General features: G+C 65.6%; 13 protein-coding genes. 1 reads left to right on the forward strand and 12 read right to left on the reverse strand.

The window, feature by feature from the left end:
- Positions 1-82: 82 nt before the first annotated feature.
- From KF910_RS12870 to KF910_RS12895, 6 genes are all read right to left on the reverse strand, one after another.
- Positions 83-307: a DUF6117 family protein gene (locus KF910_RS12870; protein WP_099957454.1), complete on the reverse strand. Its 225-nt coding sequence runs from the start codon at positions 305-307 to the stop codon at positions 83-85.
- A complete protein-coding gene (locus tag KF910_RS12875; RefSeq protein ID WP_099957455.1) occupies positions 304-717 on the reverse strand; it encodes a hypothetical protein in 414 nt (137 codons plus the stop codon). The genes KF910_RS12870 and KF910_RS12875 overlap by 4 nt, the downstream gene beginning before the upstream one ends.
- Before the next feature lie 68 nt (positions 718-785).
- Positions 786-1,004 carry a hypothetical protein gene (locus KF910_RS12880; RefSeq protein ID WP_099957456.1) on the reverse strand — a complete coding sequence of 73 codons (219 nt, stop codon included), beginning with the start codon at positions 1,002-1,004 and terminating at the stop codon, positions 786-788.
- Between the two features lie 59 nt (positions 1,005-1,063).
- Entirely contained in the window at positions 1,064-3,202 is a 2,139-nt protein-coding gene (locus KF910_RS12885; protein WP_292263522.1) for a ParB/RepB/Spo0J family partition protein, read from the reverse strand.
- Between the two features lie 146 nt (positions 3,203-3,348).
- Complete coding sequence (locus tag KF910_RS12890) at positions 3,349-3,732, reverse strand: DUF2958 domain-containing protein (protein WP_088217376.1); 384 nt, start codon at positions 3,730-3,732, stop codon at positions 3,349-3,351.
- The gene (locus tag KF910_RS12895; protein ID WP_165080821.1) at positions 3,729-4,688 is read right to left on the reverse strand and encodes an ArdC family protein; all 960 of its coding nucleotides are present in this window, start codon (positions 4,686-4,688) and stop codon (positions 3,729-3,731) included. Before KF910_RS12895 ends, KF910_RS12890 begins: the two co-directional genes overlap by 4 nt.
- Before the next feature lie 298 nt (positions 4,689-4,986).
- Here KF910_RS12895 and KF910_RS12900 point away from each other — a divergent pair, with 298 nt between their 5' ends.
- On the forward strand, positions 4,987-6,825 hold the full coding sequence (locus KF910_RS12900; RefSeq protein WP_244936664.1) for an EAL domain-containing protein: 1,839 nt from the start codon (positions 4,987-4,989) through the stop codon (positions 6,823-6,825).
- A gap of 21 nt (positions 6,826-6,846) precedes the next feature.
- Here KF910_RS12900 and KF910_RS12905 read toward each other — a convergent pair whose 3' ends face one another.
- The 6 genes from KF910_RS12905 to KF910_RS12930 form a co-directional block, all read right to left on the reverse strand.
- Complete coding sequence (locus KF910_RS12905) at positions 6,847-10,119, reverse strand: error-prone DNA polymerase (protein ID WP_099957462.1); 3,273 nt, start codon at positions 10,117-10,119, stop codon at positions 6,847-6,849.
- Positions 10,116-11,636 carry a Y-family DNA polymerase gene (locus KF910_RS12910; protein WP_099957463.1) on the reverse strand — a complete coding sequence of 507 codons (1,521 nt, stop codon included), beginning with the start codon at positions 11,634-11,636 and terminating at the stop codon, positions 10,116-10,118. Before KF910_RS12910 ends, KF910_RS12905 begins: the two co-directional genes overlap by 4 nt.
- Positions 11,551-12,303 (reverse strand): ImuA family protein, encoded by a 753-nt coding sequence (locus KF910_RS12915; RefSeq protein WP_099957464.1) that lies wholly within the window; start codon positions 12,301-12,303, stop codon positions 11,551-11,553. The genes KF910_RS12910 and KF910_RS12915 overlap by 86 nt, the downstream gene beginning before the upstream one ends.
- Before the next feature lie 138 nt (positions 12,304-12,441).
- Complete coding sequence (locus KF910_RS12920; RefSeq protein WP_099957465.1) at positions 12,442-13,020, reverse strand: PIN domain-containing protein; 579 nt, start codon at positions 13,018-13,020, stop codon at positions 12,442-12,444.
- Positions 13,010-13,456, reverse strand: a complete 447-nt coding sequence (locus KF910_RS12925) for an excisionase (protein ID WP_099957466.1) — start codon at positions 13,454-13,456, stop codon at positions 13,010-13,012. The genes KF910_RS12920 and KF910_RS12925 overlap by 11 nt, the downstream gene beginning before the upstream one ends.
- A gap of 73 nt (positions 13,457-13,529) precedes the next feature.
- Positions 13,530-14,891 carry a tyrosine-type recombinase/integrase gene (locus KF910_RS12930; protein ID WP_099957467.1) on the reverse strand — a complete coding sequence of 454 codons (1,362 nt, stop codon included), beginning with the start codon at positions 14,889-14,891 and terminating at the stop codon, positions 13,530-13,532.
- Between the last annotated feature and the right edge of the window lie 303 nt (positions 14,892-15,194).

Raw genomic sequence — 15,194 nt, forward strand, 5'->3', positions numbered from 1 at the left:
CGGCCAATCGGATTGCCCGCGTCAACGGGCAGTGGGAAGTTGCGGTCTGGTAGCGGCGTGCGAGGACATTGAGCGCGCTCACCTATGTCGACGCGTCCGGCGGGCTGTAGATTTCGAAAGGATTGCCATCGGCGAGATGGCCGAACGGTGTGAAGACGAACTCGTCGTCATCGCGGCCGACGGCGCAGATCACGTAGCGCGGTTCGCCGGTTGCTAAGTCGGTGCATTCCATCAGCGCCAGGTCTCCGCTGTTCGCGGCACGCAGCAGCGTCTGGAAGTTTGCGCGGGCATAGGCGGGGATGCTCATCGCGCGCCTCCCTCGGAAAGCCGGTCGGCGAGCCAGCGGCCGGTGCTCGTCCATGCGATCGTCTCGCCGGTGGCGAGATCGAGCACATGGGCGCCGCCCGAGAAGCCGTCGATTACGGGAGTGGAAGCGATGCCGGCCCATTGGAACCCCCAGCGGCCGGTCAATCCGAAGGTCTCGGCGCAGCGCGTCACGAAGGTGATCGCAAGCTGCTGATCTGCGGTGCCGGGATCGCGCAGCCAGAGCTGCGACGCACCGTGATCGGGTGTCACCGACAGATGAAACGGCTCGGCCGGCGGGTCCTCGCGGCCGTTCTCGGCCATTAAGGCGGCGTAGATGTCGAAAGCCCGGGCGACATTAGCGGAGGTGCCGACGTCGAGCAGGCAGGAATAGCGGGTGAAGAAAGCGGTCATAGCGGGCTCCGGAAACGAAAAGAGCCCGGCGCTCGGGCCGGGCTCGGAGTGGGTTCGGGGTGGTGCGGCTAGTAGCCGAACTGCCAGGATGGCCATGCTTGGCCGTCGTCGGCGGCGCGGATGGCGTCGGCGAGATAAGCGGGATCGCCTTCGACGACGACGGGGTCGCGCACCGGGGATTCGTCGATGATCGTCACGCGGCCGACGATCCCGTCCTCGATCTCGACAAGCACGGGAACGAGGTACTGGAAGACGACGCGGCGGGGCGACGGGTCGGATCGCGACATGGCGATGCTCCTTCGATCTGAGAAAGGACCGGAGCGGCCGAAGCCGCTCCGGGTGCTCGTCATTCGGCTGCGACAAGGTGCGGTTCGTCGTCGTTGGCCTCCGCCGTGACCTCCTCGTCGTCGCCGGCGAGGAATGCGGGCAGCGCCGCATCGTCGTCCTCGCCGCCAGCCTCGACCTCCGGCGTGGACGCCTCGGCATCGTCGATCGGGCGCAGCGGCTCGGGCAGCCAGCCGGTCTCGGCGAGCAGCCGCTCCGCCTCCTTGGCCATGTCGCCCTTCTTCAGGTGGTCGATGAGCTGCGCGGCCTGCTCGCCGACGCCCTCGCGAACCGCCTGCAGGATGCGGGGCTTGGTGACACGGTTGAGGTAGTTGCCGAAGGTCGGGCGCCAGCCGGCCTCCACCAGATCGAGCCCCGTCGCCTTAGTCAGGCGGTCCGCCTGGGCGAGCCGCATGTCGAGCGTGTGCTGCGACACGCCGCCGGCGCTGTGCGGGTTCGGCCGCTCATAGAGCGCGTTGACGCCGTAGCTGACGCAATGCGCCAGCAGCGCCATCCGGCTGGCGTCGTCCAGGCCCGCGAGCCAGTCCCACAGGGCATCGTCGTCCTTCGGGATGTCGCCGGCCCAGGCGGCGTGACGGTCCTGCACCGCGCGGGCGGACGGGCTGTCCTTCAGCCCATCGTCCTGCGCCGGGAAGAAGACGTGCTTCACCCCGGCCTCCATGGCGCCCGTGTACATGCGGGTCATGAAGGTGTCGGAGACCAGCTTGTGGAGCAGCGCGGTCATGGCGACGTGCGGGTTCTCCGCGACGGCGTTGCGCAGCGCCAGCGTGCGATAGGCCGTCAGCTCGATGATCAGGCGCTCGGGGAGCGGCTTGATCGCGTCGTCCTCGTCGTCGTCCGCCTCGACGGGCTGGCCGCCGATCGTGATGACGGCGCGCTGCACGGCCGGCGCACCCGGCTCGCTCGCGCGGCCTTCGGTCTCGCCCCCGTCGGCCCCGATGTCGGGTTCGGGAACCTCGTCTTCGGCCCGGACATAGCCGCGATCGATGGCGATGCTGCCATCGTGGGCGATGCTGATGAACACGCCCGCGCGGGCGATGTCGTCGGCCTCGAATCGCACGGGACGGGTTTCGAAGACCGACAGCGCCGTCTCGATCTCGCCGAGCCGCTGGTCGATCTCGTCGGGCAGCTCGTCGGCGCCTTCATATTCCGCCTCCAGCTTCTGGTATTCGGCGTTGAGCGCCTCGATCGTGGCCTGTTCCTCGGCAGTCAGGTCCAGCGGTTCGCCCTGCAGCTCGCGCAGGCCGCGCGTAGCGTCATAGGGGAAGCCGACCGCGACCTCGATCCACTTCCAGCCCTCGGCGGCGATCGTCTCGGCCGTCGCCTTCAGCTTCTCGCCGACCAGCCGATCGAGCAACGCCGCATCCTGCAGCCAGCCGCCATCGTCGGACTGGAACAGATCGCGCATGACGATGCCGCCTGCCAGCTCATAGGCCTCGACGCCGACGAAGACGGCACGCTTGTCCGAGGCGCGCACCGTCGTCTCGGTCAGCATGCGGCGGATCTGATACGGCTCCTTCGACCAGGCGTCCTTGATCGCGTCCCAGACCTTTTCCTGGCGGGCGTGGTCGTCAGTGACGGTGAAGGCCATGAGCTGGTCGAGCGTCATGCCGTCCTCCGCATAGACCTCATGCAAGGTGGGCGATGCGGCCGCGAGGCGCAGGCGCTGCTTGACCACCTGCACTGGCACGAAGAGCGCTGCGGCGATCTCCTCCTCGGTCTTGCCCTTCACCCGCATGTCCTGGAAGGCGCGGAACTGGTCCAGCGGGTGGAGCGGCGCGCGGTCGATGTTCTCGACCAGCGAGACTTCCTCGGCCAGGACCCCGTCGTCGCGCTTGCGCACGACGCACGGCACCGGCGCGATCTTGGCGAGGCGCTTCTGCTTGACCAGCAGCTCCAGCGCGCGGAAGCGGCGGCCGCCGGCCGGCACCTCGAACATGCCGGTCTCCTGGCCCTCGGCATCGACCACGGGGATGACGCTGAGGCTCTGGATGAGGCCGCGACGCGCGATCGAGGCCGCCAGGTCCTCGATCGAGACGCCGGCCTTCACGCGCCGGACGTTGGACTGGCTGAGCACCAGCTTGTTGAAGGGGATGTCGCGCGAGGACGACAGGACGATCTTCTGAACTGCAGTAGCCATCGGGATTACTCCGCGACGGGCGGCCGAGAGCCTCTCTCTCGACCTCCAACCCGTCACGAAATCCCGTCCTCCCTCTCACTCTCTCCTGGCCGGCGGCTAGGGCGCGGCGACGGGAGACGCAGCAGCGCAGACCCGTCGCCACAAATTTACGGATCTACGGACTGCGCGGTCGTCGCGCTTCGGTGGGCGGCGTGAAGCACGCGTTCGGCCTGACGAATGCTGCCGGTCCGACTGGCTGCCTCGGCCCAGGCCGAGATCGGATAGAGCCCCTCGAAAAGGATGTCGCGTTCGATGCCGAGACCCATCGGCAAACGCACCGCGGTCACTTCGGCGAGGCTGAATGAGCCGAGCTCGGGTTCGCCGAGATCTGCCAGGCCGAACAAGGTGTCGCCGTCCTCGTCGAGTTCGGTCGCGAGCCAGACGCCTTCGCCGAGGGGGTTGAAGAACTTCACCACGGGGATGTGATCGGCGTCGCGTTTCCGGCCGTTGGCCAAGAGCTGCTCGCGCAGTTCGTCGGTCATGAGGATCATGCGGCCCTCCTGTCGATCGCGGGTTCGGCCGACAGCGCGGCCCCGTCGGCCGGCACGAAGCCGAGCAGCCAATCGGCGGCTTTGCTCGCCTGGCTGGCGGCGCGGACGATGGCGCGATTGTCCTCGCGCAGCACCTCCAGCCAGGAGCCGATGTAATCGGCGTGCCGCACTGTCGGCACGATGCCGAGCGAGGCGCAGCAGAAGGCGGCGTTCATTTCGGCGACCAGCTCCTCGAACGCGTATTTCTTGGTGCCGAAGCCGCCGGTCATGTCGCGGCCGAGACGGGACGGATGGCCTGTGGCGTGACCCAGCTCGTGCAGCGCGGTGCGGTGCCAGTTGATCGGTTCAAAATAGGCCTGGGGCGGCGGGACCTGCACATAGTCGAGCGCCGGCACATAGAAGGCGCGATTGCCGCCGATGCGGAAATCGATGCCGGTGGCGCGGATCAGCGCCTCGACCTGCGGCTCGATCAGGCCTGGCGCCGGTGGCGGCGCGACAATCGCGACATCCTCCGGCAGGCCCTCGCACTGTGCGGCGTTGAACACCGTGAAGCGCTTCAGGAACGGGATCGCCTGGGCCTCGTCGCCGGTCTCGCGGGCGCGCCGCTTCTCGTCGTCGGGCACGAAGCGGTCGGCATAGACGACGGTCGTGCCGCGCTCGCCCTTGCGGACATTGCCGCCGAGCGCCAGCGCCTGGCGGAAGGTGAGCCAACTCTGGCCGGCAAAGCCGTGCTCGATGACGGCGCCCCAGAGGATCAGCACATTGATCCCCGAATAATGCCGGCCGGTGGCGGCGTTCCTCGGCATGGCGAGCGGCGCCTTCGCCGCCGCGGTGCCCCAGGGCTGGACCCAGGGTACGCGGCCGGCCTCCAGCTCGCCGATGATCTTACCGGTGATTTCGTCGTAAAGGCTCGTCCGGTCCTGGCCGGCGCGAGCGGGTGCGGTTTTTCTGGACATCGCGGATCTCCGCGACGGGCGCCGGAAGCTCTCTCCCAGCTCTCAACCCGTCACGGCAAAGCCGGTCCGCACTCTCGCTCTATAGGGGGTGTTGCGGGGTGTCCCCGCAGAAGGGGTCGGCCGAGACCAAAGGCTCGGCCGCAGGGGAAGGCTTTCCCCTCCAGCGATGATTACCTCCATGTTTATCTTGTTGGGTAAGCCGAACTTCACATCTAGCGACTATTATAGTCGCATCCCTAAGTGTCAGTTGAGTTGGGCGACGACCGTGTTGTTGCATATCCAGAACAAGATATTGCGGATGATCGCCAACAGCGAACCTGTGGCTGACACGGCGCGCGAACTCTGTGCCGAGATAGAGACACTGATGTCTGGCGTGATCTGCTCGATCCTGACGGTCGATCAAGCCGGACTTTTGCATCCGCTCGCGGCACCGAGTTTGCCTGCGGACTATTCTTCTGCGCTGGATGGGATGATGGTCGGCCCGGAGGTCGGGTCCTGCGGCGCGGCTGCTTATCTGCGCGAACCCGTCATCATTGAGGATATCCGACGTGATCCGCGCTGCGCCCGCTCCATGGGGCTCATAGAAGGCCTTGGCGTGAGCGGATGCTGGTCCTTCCCTGTCGTGAACGCGGGCGGCGAGGCCATTGCCGTCATCGGCTTTTACAGCGAGCAAGCGCGCTCGCCGAACGCTTCTGAGCGCGCGCTGGCGGAAGCCTGCGTCGATCTCTGTGGTCTTGCGCTTCAGCGGCATGAGCGAGCCGTCGACCGCGAGCGCCGCGCGAACATAGACGCGCTGACCGGACTGCCCAATCGTTCGGCCTACAACGGCGCGATGGCGCAGATTCCGTGTGACGTCCCGGGGGCCTGGGCCCTCTTCATTATCGACCTCGATAATCTGAAGATCGTAAACGATACGTTCGGCCACCTGGCCGGTGATGCGCTCATCAAGGCGGCGGGGACCCGGATCGCGCGGGCGATGGCGCCCGACGTCAGCTTCCGGCTGGGCGGCGATGAATTCGCCGTCATCATTCAGAACCCCGGCTCGCTCGCCGATCTGAATGCGGCGGCGGAACGCGTGCTGACAGAATTGGAGCGCAGCGCCGATTGCGAGGGGCATGCCGTGGCGCCTCGCGCGACGATCGGCGGTGCCGTCCTCGGTGCCTCCGAACGGACTGCCGTGGCGGTCAACGAGGCCGCGGATTTCGCGCTCTATCACGCCAAGGAGACCGGTCGCGGCGGGTTTGTGCGCTACTGGCCGGGGATCGGTACGCGGATCACGCGGCGTCGTGACGCGATACGCGATGTGGCCGATGCGCTCGCCGATGAGCGCATGGAAACGCACTACCAGCCTATTGTCGCTCTCGATACGGGCGAGATCGTCGGGCTCGAGGCGCTCTGTCGCATGCGCACCGTGGCGGGTGAACTCGTAAGTGCCCTCGCTTTTCGGGAAGCGACCAGCGACGCCCATATCGCTGCGGAGCTTACGCAACGTGTTGCGGTAACAGTTGCGCGGGACATCGCATTCTGGCGGGATCAGGGTCTGCTCGTCCAGCAGGTCGGACTCAATGTTTCGACTGCCGATTTCTACACGGGCAGCCTGGCTCAGAAACTCGAAGATGCCTTTGGTCGTGCTGGCGTGTCGCTCGGCGGCTTGGTCGTCGAAGTGAGTGAGGATGCTTGCATCGGGCGAAGTGATCGCGTCGTAACGCGAGAGATAGAGGCGTTGCGCGCCGCCGGCGTCCGCGTCGCGCTTGATGACTTTGGAACGGGACATGCGTCGCTGACGCATTTGCTGAACGTGCCGGTCGACATCATCAAGATCGATCAGGCCTTCATCGGCCGACTATGGCCGGACGATCCAAGCATGGTGATCGTCGAGGGGTTAATCGATATCGCGCGGCAGCTCGGCATTGAGATCGTGGCCGAGGGGATCGAAACAGAAGTTCAGGCGAGCCAGCTTTGGTCGATGGGCTGCAAGGTCGGGCAAGGCTTTGCGTTTGCCCGTGCGGCAGACCGCGACGCGACGTCGGCGTTGCTACGCCGCCATGCGAGCGGCTGTGAAGGTGCGACGCCGATCTTCGCCCGAAGTCCGATGGAGGCTTCGACCAGTCGTTTACGAACAGTGCGCAGCGCTTGAGCGCGGGAGGCTCGGCGCAGCCTAGCGGAAATCGCGCGTTTTGACTTTGATCGTGTCGATGTGAAGGTCGGGGATGTAGATATCTCGGGTCCGAAGCCCCTTTGGCGGTAGGCCGCGCGGGTCAGGCGTCGGTGAGCCGTGGTGAAACTCGTCCCCGCGACCATGTGGCAGCGGAAAGGCCGTGTCGCGCTCGCCCACGCTGGCCAGCTCGGCGGAGAGATCGGTCAGCCGCTGGGCAACGAGGTGAACGACTTCGCCTTCGCGTTGAACGCGCCCGCGCGCCGCGATCATGCCGGCCGACAGGATGGTGCGGCGGTTCTGCTCGAAGACCTTGGGCCAGACTACGAGATTGGCGATCCCGCTCTCGTCTTCGAGGGTAATGAACATCACGCCCTTGGCGCTTCCGGGCCGCTGCCGCACCAGTACGATGCCAGCCGCCTCCAGCCAGCGGCCGTCCTTTGCGTCCATAGCCTCCTGGCAGGAGATCATGCGGCGGCGGCGCAACTCCCGGCGCAGGAACGAGACTGGATGGTCGCGTAGCGACAGGCTGACATGTCGGTAATCCTCGACGACTTCACCGCCCGCCGTCATAGGGCGCAACATGACGGCCGGCTCGGCGACCTCGGGCACGATCTCTTCCTCGCGGGCCGATGCGGCGGCGAACAGTGGAAGCGGCTCGTCGCGCAGCGCCTTGATCGCCCACAGGGCCTCACGACGGCCGAGACCGAAGGGCGGACGAAACCCGTCCGCTTCGGCGATCTGCGTGAGCGCAGCGACGGGTACGCCGGCACGGCGCCAGAGATCGTCCACTGTGCCGAAGGGCTGGTCCGCCCTAGCCGTGACGATCGCCGCGCCGTGGGCGTTGGCGAGGCCTTTGACCATGCGCAGACCAAGGCGAACGGCGAACCGCTCCTCGCTGCCGGTGGGCTCGAGTGTGCAGTCCCATCGGGAGGCGTTGGCGCAGACCGGACGGATCTCGACGCCGTGATCGCGCGCGTCGCGGACGATCTGAGCCGGTGCATAGAAGCCCATGGGCTGGCTGTTCAGCAGCGCGGCGCAGAAGATTTCCGGGTGCCAGCATTTCAGCCAGGCCGAGGCGTAAGCGATCAGCGCAAAAGAGGCTGCGTGGCTTTCCGGAAATCCGTAACTGCCGAAGCCCTCAAGCTGCTTGAAGGTCTGCTCGGCGAACTCGGCCTCGTAGCCTTTGGTGACCATGCCGGCGATGAGTTTGTCGCGGAAATGCGAGACGCCGCCGGTGAATTTGAAGGTGGCCATCGACTTGCGAAGCATATCGGCCTCGCCGGGCGTGAAGCCGGCGCATTCGATGGCGACCCGCATCGCCTGCTCCTGAAAGAGCGGCACGCCGAGCGTCTTGCCGAGCACCTTCTCCAGTTCGGGCTTCGGATAGTGGACGGGCTCAAGGCCCTCCCGGCGACGAAGATAGGGATGCACCATATCGCCTTGAATCGGGCCGGGCCTGACGATCGCGACCTGCACGACGAGATCGTAATAGGTGCGCGGCTTCAGGCGCGGCAGCATCGACATCTGCGCCCGGCTCTCGATCTGGAAGGTGCCGAGCGTGTCGGCCTTGCGGATCATCGCGTAGGTGCGCGGGTCCTCGGCCGGAATGGAGGCGAGATCGAGATTGACGCCCTTGTGCTCAGCCAGAAGGTCCAGCCCCTTCTTCATGCAGGTCAGCATCCCAAGCGCCAGGACGTCGACCTTCATGAACTTCAGGGCGTCGATGTCATCCTTATCCCATTCGATGACCTGCCGGTCCTTCATCGCGGCCGGCTCGATCGGCACGAGGTCGTCGAGCCTGTCATGGGTCAGCACGAAACCGCCAGGATGCTGGCTGAGATGGCGCGGCGCGCCCATGAGTTGGCGCGCGAGATCGAGCGTCAGGCGAAGGCGGCGATCGGCAAGATTGAGGTTCAGCTTTTCGACGTGCTTCTGTTCGACGCCTTCCTCCGACCAGGCCCAGACCTGAGACGACAGGGTGCCGATCAGATCCTCGGGCAGGCCTAGCGCCTTGCCGACATCCCGCAGCGCGCCCTTGGTGCGATAGCGGATGACAGTCGAACAGAGCGCGGCGTGGTCGCGGCCGTAGGTGTCGAACACCCATTGCATGACGATCTCACGCCGCTCATGCTCGAAATCGACGTCGATGTCGGGCGGCTCGCGCCGTTCCTCGCTGACGAAGCGTTCGAAGAGAAGGTCGTTGCGGCCGGGATCGATCGACGTGATGCCGAGGACGTAGCAGACTGCGGAGTTGGCGGCTGATCCGCGGCCTTGGCAAAGGATGTCCTTTGAGCGGGCGAAGCGGACGATCGAATTCACGGTCAGGAAATACGGCGCGTAGTCGAGCTTCTCGATCAGCCGCAGCTCATGCTGAAGCGCGGCAGCCACGCTGTCAGGCACGCCCTCCGGATAACGCTCGGCGGCGCCTTCCCAAGTGAGCTTTGCCAGCGTCTCCTGCGGCGTGAGTGCCGGATCGTCACGCTCCTCGGGATATTGATAGGCCAGCTCGTCGAGATTGAAACGGCATCGGTCGGCGATCTGCAGGGTTCTGGCAAGCGCCTCGGGATAACGGCTGAAGAGACGGTGCATCTCCTCGGGCGGCTTGATGTAGCGATCGGCGTGACGCTCCCGGCGGTCGCCGATCGTGTCGATCGTGACGTTGTGCCGGATGCAGGAGACGACGTCCTGAAGGATGCGGCGGGCGGGCTCGTGGAAGAGGACGTCGTTCGTCACCACGGTCGCAACCCGCATCTGGGCGGCCAGGTTCGACAGCTCGTGAAGGCGGAGCTGGTCGTTGGGCCGACGGCGCAATGTTAGAGCTAGGTAGGCCCGATCGCCAAACGCATCGCGCAGGCGGCGCAGCCTAAGGCCGCATTCCTCGTCGGCGAGATCCGGCACGACCACGGCGATCAAGCCTTCGCCGTAGGCGACGAGGTCCTGCCATTCGAGCACGCACTTCGCCTTTCCGCCGCGCCGCTTGCCGAGCGACAGCAGTCGGCAGAGTCGGGAATAAGCTGATCGGTCGGTTGGATAGACCAGCACCGACATGCCGTCGCTGAGGTCGAGACGGCAGCCGACAATCAAGCGAACCCCGGTTGTCTTCGCCGCTTCATGAGCCCGGACGATGCCGGCGAGCGAATTCCGGTCCACCACGGCCAGGGCTTCGATCCCGGCAAGCGCGGCCTGGGCGAACAGCTCCTCGCAAGACGAGGCCCCCCGCAGAAAGCTGAAATGCGAGGTGACCTGAAGTTCAACGTAGCCGGGCTGGCTCATCCGAAGACCCCGTGAATGAACCAGCGGTGCGAGCCTGTGGCGGTGTCCTCGCCGTCGCCGGCGCGAAACAGCCAGTAGCGTTCGCCGGCGTCGTCCTCGACCCGGAAATAGTCGCGGACGGCGGCCAGCTCAGCATCACGCTTCCACCATTCGCCGAAGACACGCTCAGGTCCGTCGCCGCGCCGAAGGCGGCGGCGGATTCCGCGCCAGGTGAACGACACCGGCGGATGGTCGGGGAGCAGCGCCACGGTCTCGACCGGCTCGGGTGCCGGGAGGAGGCGCGACGGTCTCGGCCAATGACCGGGCCAACCCGCTCCCGTGTCGGCCGCCATCGCCGGGATACGACAGACAGACCGTTCCGGAACGTCGCTGGCGACGGGGGCAAGCCGATAGAGGGCGCGCTCGCCAACGCGGTTCATCAAGGTGTCGATGAGATCGGAGACGTCCGGGGTGCTCTCCTCGACCAGCGAACTGACGATCTGCTTGCGTTCGAGCGGCTCGGCGACGCTTGCGGCAAGCGTCATCACCTCGATGCCGAAGCCGGGCGAGATGGTCTCGATCTTGTCGCACAGAAGGCGCGTCAGCCGCTTCGCGTCGCGCACCGGCGTGGCCATGCCGACCCGCACCGCCTGGGCCCGGCTATCGACGCGGTGGCAGATGAGATCGAGCCTGCGTGCGCCAAGCCCGCTTTCCTCAAGGCGTTCGCAGAGCTGCACAACAAGCTTGCCGATGTAACGGGCGATTGTCTCGGCTGCGCCGATCGGCTCGGCGAAGGCGCGGCGCACCTCGATGAGATCGGCAGGCCGAACCGGCTCAATGAGTTCGGCCGCAATGCCCAAGGCCTGGTCCAAGCGTCGGCCGAGTTCCGGGCCGAAGCGAAGCGTGAGCGGCGCGCGCGGCTGCGCCAGAAGATCGCCGACCGTTCGGAAGCCGAGCGTGCGCAGCGCCGCGACGGTGGAGGCCGGAATGCGTAACGCCTCAAGCGGCAACCGCTCCAAGACGGACGAGCCATGCCCCTTGGGCGCGATGACAACCGGCTGCGCTGAAAATCGGGCCAGTGCATGGGCCGCTCCCCAGGTGTCGGCGATCGCGCCTCTCGCGAAGATCCCGGACATGGCGAGGCGCCCGATCAAGCCGTCCAGCATGACAGTCTCGCCCCCGTGGAGATGATCAGCGCCGGTCGAGTCGATGATGAGGCCGTCGGGCGGATCGGGGGCGACGATCGGTGCATAGCGGAGAAGCCACACCGCGAGACGCTCAAGCGCCTCGGCGTCGGCAGCGGGATCGGCATCCTGCACGATGAGGCCAGGCACCAGCACTTGCGCCTTGGTGACGGGCATGCCGGCGCGCAGGCCGGTGGCCTGGGCCGCTGCATCCGCCGCCAGCACCACCCGCCTGTTCCCGTCGCGGCCAATCAGGACGAGCGGCGCCTCAGCCGGAGGCGCCGCGTCGCCAGCCTTCCGCCGCAGCCTGTCCGTGGACCAGCTCGGCAGGAAGAGCGAGACGACCCGTGTCATCGCACGCCTCCAACTCGAAATCTGCACTTTCGCCCGCTCGCGCGCGGATGAGTTCAACCAGCCAGCGGGCGCGGCCCACGCCGGGAACGGGTAGCGGCGTTGAGGGCATTACGGAGACGCGCCAGCGCGTCATCGCAGAGGTCGGTTGGCCGAAATCCGTCGCCTCTGTCTGTCGCCGCCAGCGCCGCAAAGCGATCCCGAGCGAGCCGGCGCCTTCGGCCGCCAGTTGCAGCCGTCTTGATGCTGTCATCGAAAGGCGGGCGACCTCGCCGATGACGGCCCCGAGGCCGCCGTGGCGCAATCCTTCTTCCATGCAGGCGAGGACGGTCTTGTCGTCCCCAGCTTCGAGGTAGATGACGCGGTCGCTCGCGAGCCCTGCCTGGGCAATGGCGGGCGCGAATAGGTCGGCACGCGTGATACACCAGAGGATTTTGCCTTTGGTGCGGGCCGCGAGGCCCGCGCTGAAGCAAGCCGCTGCGGCTCCGTCGACCGCTCCGTTGCCGCCGCCGGCTATTTCATGCAGCGCGCCGAGGGCAAGGCCGCCGCCGGGGAGTCGCGAATCCACCTCGGTGATCCCGAAAGGAAGGACCGATTTGGCGCGCCGGCTCCGGCCTTCGATCTTCTCGATCTGCGCGCGCAGGGACTCTATGGCGGGCTGGGGCCGCAAGTGCGTTCTTGACCTCCGAAGGCGGTGTAGTCATGTTCGCTATTTGTTCTGATTTTCGGGTCGTAGAGTCAAGAATGATTCTGCGGTCTTGCCAGCGCGGCGATAACTTGAAGCGGAGCTTCCGAGCCCTGCGGGGGATCAGGCCAGGTGCGCTTTGCGGCGCCGCAGGATGGGAGCGAACTCGGCCAGCCCCTGCCGTTCGAGAATGTCTATGAATTCCGCAATGGATGGCGTCGTGCGTCTGAGGTTTTCGCGCGCTCTCGCGATACTACTGAGAAGGGCTTTCGGATAGGCTCGGTGCAGGGCCGAAAGGAAGGCGTCGGGCGACACAGCGGCGATTCCGTGAGGGGCGATCTGCGAAGCGGGGAAATCCTTCAGGTTCCAAGTGACGATCGTCTCGGCACCGCCAGCGATCGCGGCCGCAAGCACATGCCGGTCATCCGGATCGGGCAAGGAAAGGCTCGGAATCAGGCTCCGATGGTTGGCGACATTGGCGTCAGGCAGGACGGCTTTCATCATGTCGCGGGTGGTCTCGAAGCGCGTAACCGGCGTGCTGGGGGAATTGGCGGCCAGATTGCGTATCCATTCCGCGTGAATGTCGTCGGTCCAGCGCGCGGCGACTAAGCCATCGAAGGCGCACTGGATCAGGACATTGCGCAGATGGAAGGGATAAAGGACGCAGGCGTCGTAGACCGCGATGGGCGGTCTAGAGGCCATGGTTGACGACAAGATCCTCTGTGTCTTCGGCCAAGGCGTCCATCGCCTTCCGGCGAGCGTCCAGCATCTCCTTCAAGGCCAGCACGTCCTTCAGCGATGCCCGGCGGTGCTTTCCGACATAGCGGAACGGCAGATCGCCGATGTCCATCCGATGGACGACGAGCGGACGCGAGATGCCTAGGATCACCGATGCGTCGGTCGGGCTCAGCTCTTGATCTTCCGTGAGCACGGCGACCCTCTCGCCGTTCAGCAGGCGAGACAGCAGCGTCTCGACGGCGCTGATGGCGGCCGGCGGAAGGGACAGGGTCTGCTCCCGTCCATCGCGACGCCGCACATGCACCTCCACGTGATCGCCCTCTGCCAAGGATGGCAGAGGCGTCACGGTCTTGCGGTCGCGGTCGGACAAACCGGCGAACTGCACCACTTGGCTGGCCATGATCGTGTCTCCTGACCAGCCAATATAAGGGTTGCGGGGCTTAACTGCAATAACTGAAACCCCCATCGCGCGATCAAGCTGCAAGCAACTGCTCCGAGTCCTCGGCCGTGTCCTGTTCGGTAGCGGCGGCCTTCTGCAGGAACCGCGCGAGGGCGGCTTTCCGGGAGTCGCGGTCCAGGGCGTAGGCCGTCTGTTTGAACTCGATCCCATCCAGAAGCCCCTGAATGTAGCCCGAGATAGTGTCGGCGGCCATGATGAGCGCGGTATCGAGCGTATGGATGTAGTTGCTCGTGACCGATCCCTTCGCATGCCCGACCAGCGCGGCGATCGTGACTTCGGTGAAGCCGAGATCGTTGGCGATACTGGCGAAGCTGTGCCGCAGGACGTGTGGCGTGATGTCGGCGAGCGCGGTGTCCGCGAATATCTGCTCCCAATGGTTAGGGAAGCTCCCGAACGCATTGTCATCACCCTGGCCGGGAAAGACGTAGGTGCCGGTCTGCTCCTTCCGGCGGTTTTCGAGATACTCCACGACAGGCAAGCCGATCGGACGGATCGAGCTTCCTTCCTTACTGTCGATCAGCCGGAGACAGCTTGAATCGGTGTCAGCCTCGCTCCAAGCCAAGGTGATCATCTCGGTCCGACGGCATCCGGTGAGCGCGAGCTGCCGGATGATGTCGACCGACAACTCATACTTCTCGTTCTCAGCAGCCTTGGTCAGGATGTCGCCGAGCAGGCGATATTCGGCCTCGGTCAAGCGCCGTCCGCGCACATTGTCCTTCGGCCGCCGGACGCCGTGGACGGGATTGAGGTCGATGATGCCTGCTTCAACCGCGTAGGTGAGGATGCCGCCGAACAGTCCGATCGTGCGGGTAGCCGTTCCGGCACCGCCGCGTACGATGGCGCGGCCGCGGAGCTTCTTCGTCTTGACGCTGCAGCGGGTCTTGCCGGCCATGATGTCTTTCAGGGCTTTCGTGATGTCGGCCTTCACGAGGTCCTTGACCCGTCGAGTGCCGAGCAAGGGCACGATGTGGCGCTCGATGCGTCCTGTATCCGAGAGGATCGTGCTCGCCTTCTTTGGCCGGCCACCCTTACCCAGGATGAGGCCAGCCTTGAGATCAGCGACGTAGAGGTCGCACAGCTCCTTGACGGTGATCGCCTTGTTGTCGAGCTGCTTCTCCTCGGCGGGATCTTCACCCTGAGCGATGCGGCCTAGTTGGACCTTCGCTTCCTGGCGCGCGCGCTCGGGCGTCCAGATGCCATGCAAACCGATGGTGAACCGACGTGAACGCTTGCCGAGGCGATACTGGATGACGTAGCTGCGCTTGCCCGACGCGAAGACGCGGAGGCCGAAGCCGGGGAGTTCGTCGTCCCAGATGACGTAATCTTTGGAGCGGCTTTCAGCGGCGTCAACGACCCTTTTGGTGAGCTTAGACATGGGCTTTCTCCGACCCGACAGCGCTCTCTCGCGTAAGCATCACGTAAGCAAGCGGGCGAAAACTGTGGCGAGACAGAGCGTACTTCCGGCGGAAGCCGAAATCAAATTCTTTAGCGATTACAGGGAGATAGGCGGTCATCGGCGGCTCCTGGCGTTTATTGGCGGAGCCAGCGATAATCCCTCCGAAGGCAAAGGTCACACGTTCGAATCGTGTCGGGTGCGCCATTTTCATATTTTATTATGTCGCGTTCCGATTTCGCAGATTCCGGGGCCGAAAAAGCCTGAAAATATAACGGTATTGGC

Source organism: Brevundimonas sp., from assembly GCF_019636155.1.
In the GTDB taxonomy this organism is placed as follows: domain Bacteria; phylum Pseudomonadota; class Alphaproteobacteria; order Caulobacterales; family Caulobacteraceae; genus Brevundimonas.

Excerpts from the sequence above, each read along its gene's own strand:
- KF910_RS12870 (WP_099957454.1), bottom strand. The coding sequence starts at position 307 with ATGAGCATCCCCGCCTATGCCCGCGCAAACTTCCAGACGCTGCTGCGT.
- KF910_RS12875 (WP_099957455.1), bottom strand. The coding sequence starts at position 717 with ATGACCGCTTTCTTCACCCGCTATTCCTGCCTGCTCGACGTCGGCACC.
- KF910_RS12880 (WP_099957456.1), bottom strand. The coding sequence starts at position 1,004 with ATGTCGCGATCCGACCCGTCGCCCCGCCGCGTCGTCTTCCAGTACCTC.
- KF910_RS12885 (WP_292263522.1), bottom strand. The coding sequence starts at position 3,202 with ATGGCTACTGCAGTTCAGAAGATCGTCCTGTCGTCCTCGCGCGACATC.
- KF910_RS12890 (WP_088217376.1), bottom strand. The coding sequence starts at position 3,732 with ATGATCCTCATGACCGACGAACTGCGCGAGCAGCTCTTGGCCAACGGC.
- KF910_RS12895 (WP_165080821.1), bottom strand. The coding sequence starts at position 4,688 with ATGTCCAGAAAAACCGCACCCGCTCGCGCCGGCCAGGACCGGACGAGC.
- KF910_RS12900 (WP_244936664.1), top strand. The coding sequence starts at position 4,987 with ATGATCGCCAACAGCGAACCTGTGGCTGACACGGCGCGCGAACTCTGT.
- KF910_RS12905 (WP_099957462.1), bottom strand. The coding sequence starts at position 10,119 with ATGAGCCAGCCCGGCTACGTTGAACTTCAGGTCACCTCGCATTTCAGC.
- KF910_RS12910 (WP_099957463.1), bottom strand. The coding sequence starts at position 11,636 with ATGACACGGGTCGTCTCGCTCTTCCTGCCGAGCTGGTCCACGGACAGG.
- KF910_RS12920 (WP_099957465.1), bottom strand. The coding sequence starts at position 13,020 with ATGGCCTCTAGACCGCCCATCGCGGTCTACGACGCCTGCGTCCTTTAT.
- KF910_RS12925 (WP_099957466.1), bottom strand. The coding sequence starts at position 13,456 with ATGGCCAGCCAAGTGGTGCAGTTCGCCGGTTTGTCCGACCGCGACCGC.
- KF910_RS12930 (WP_099957467.1), bottom strand. The coding sequence starts at position 14,891 with ATGTCTAAGCTCACCAAAAGGGTCGTTGACGCCGCTGAAAGCCGCTCC.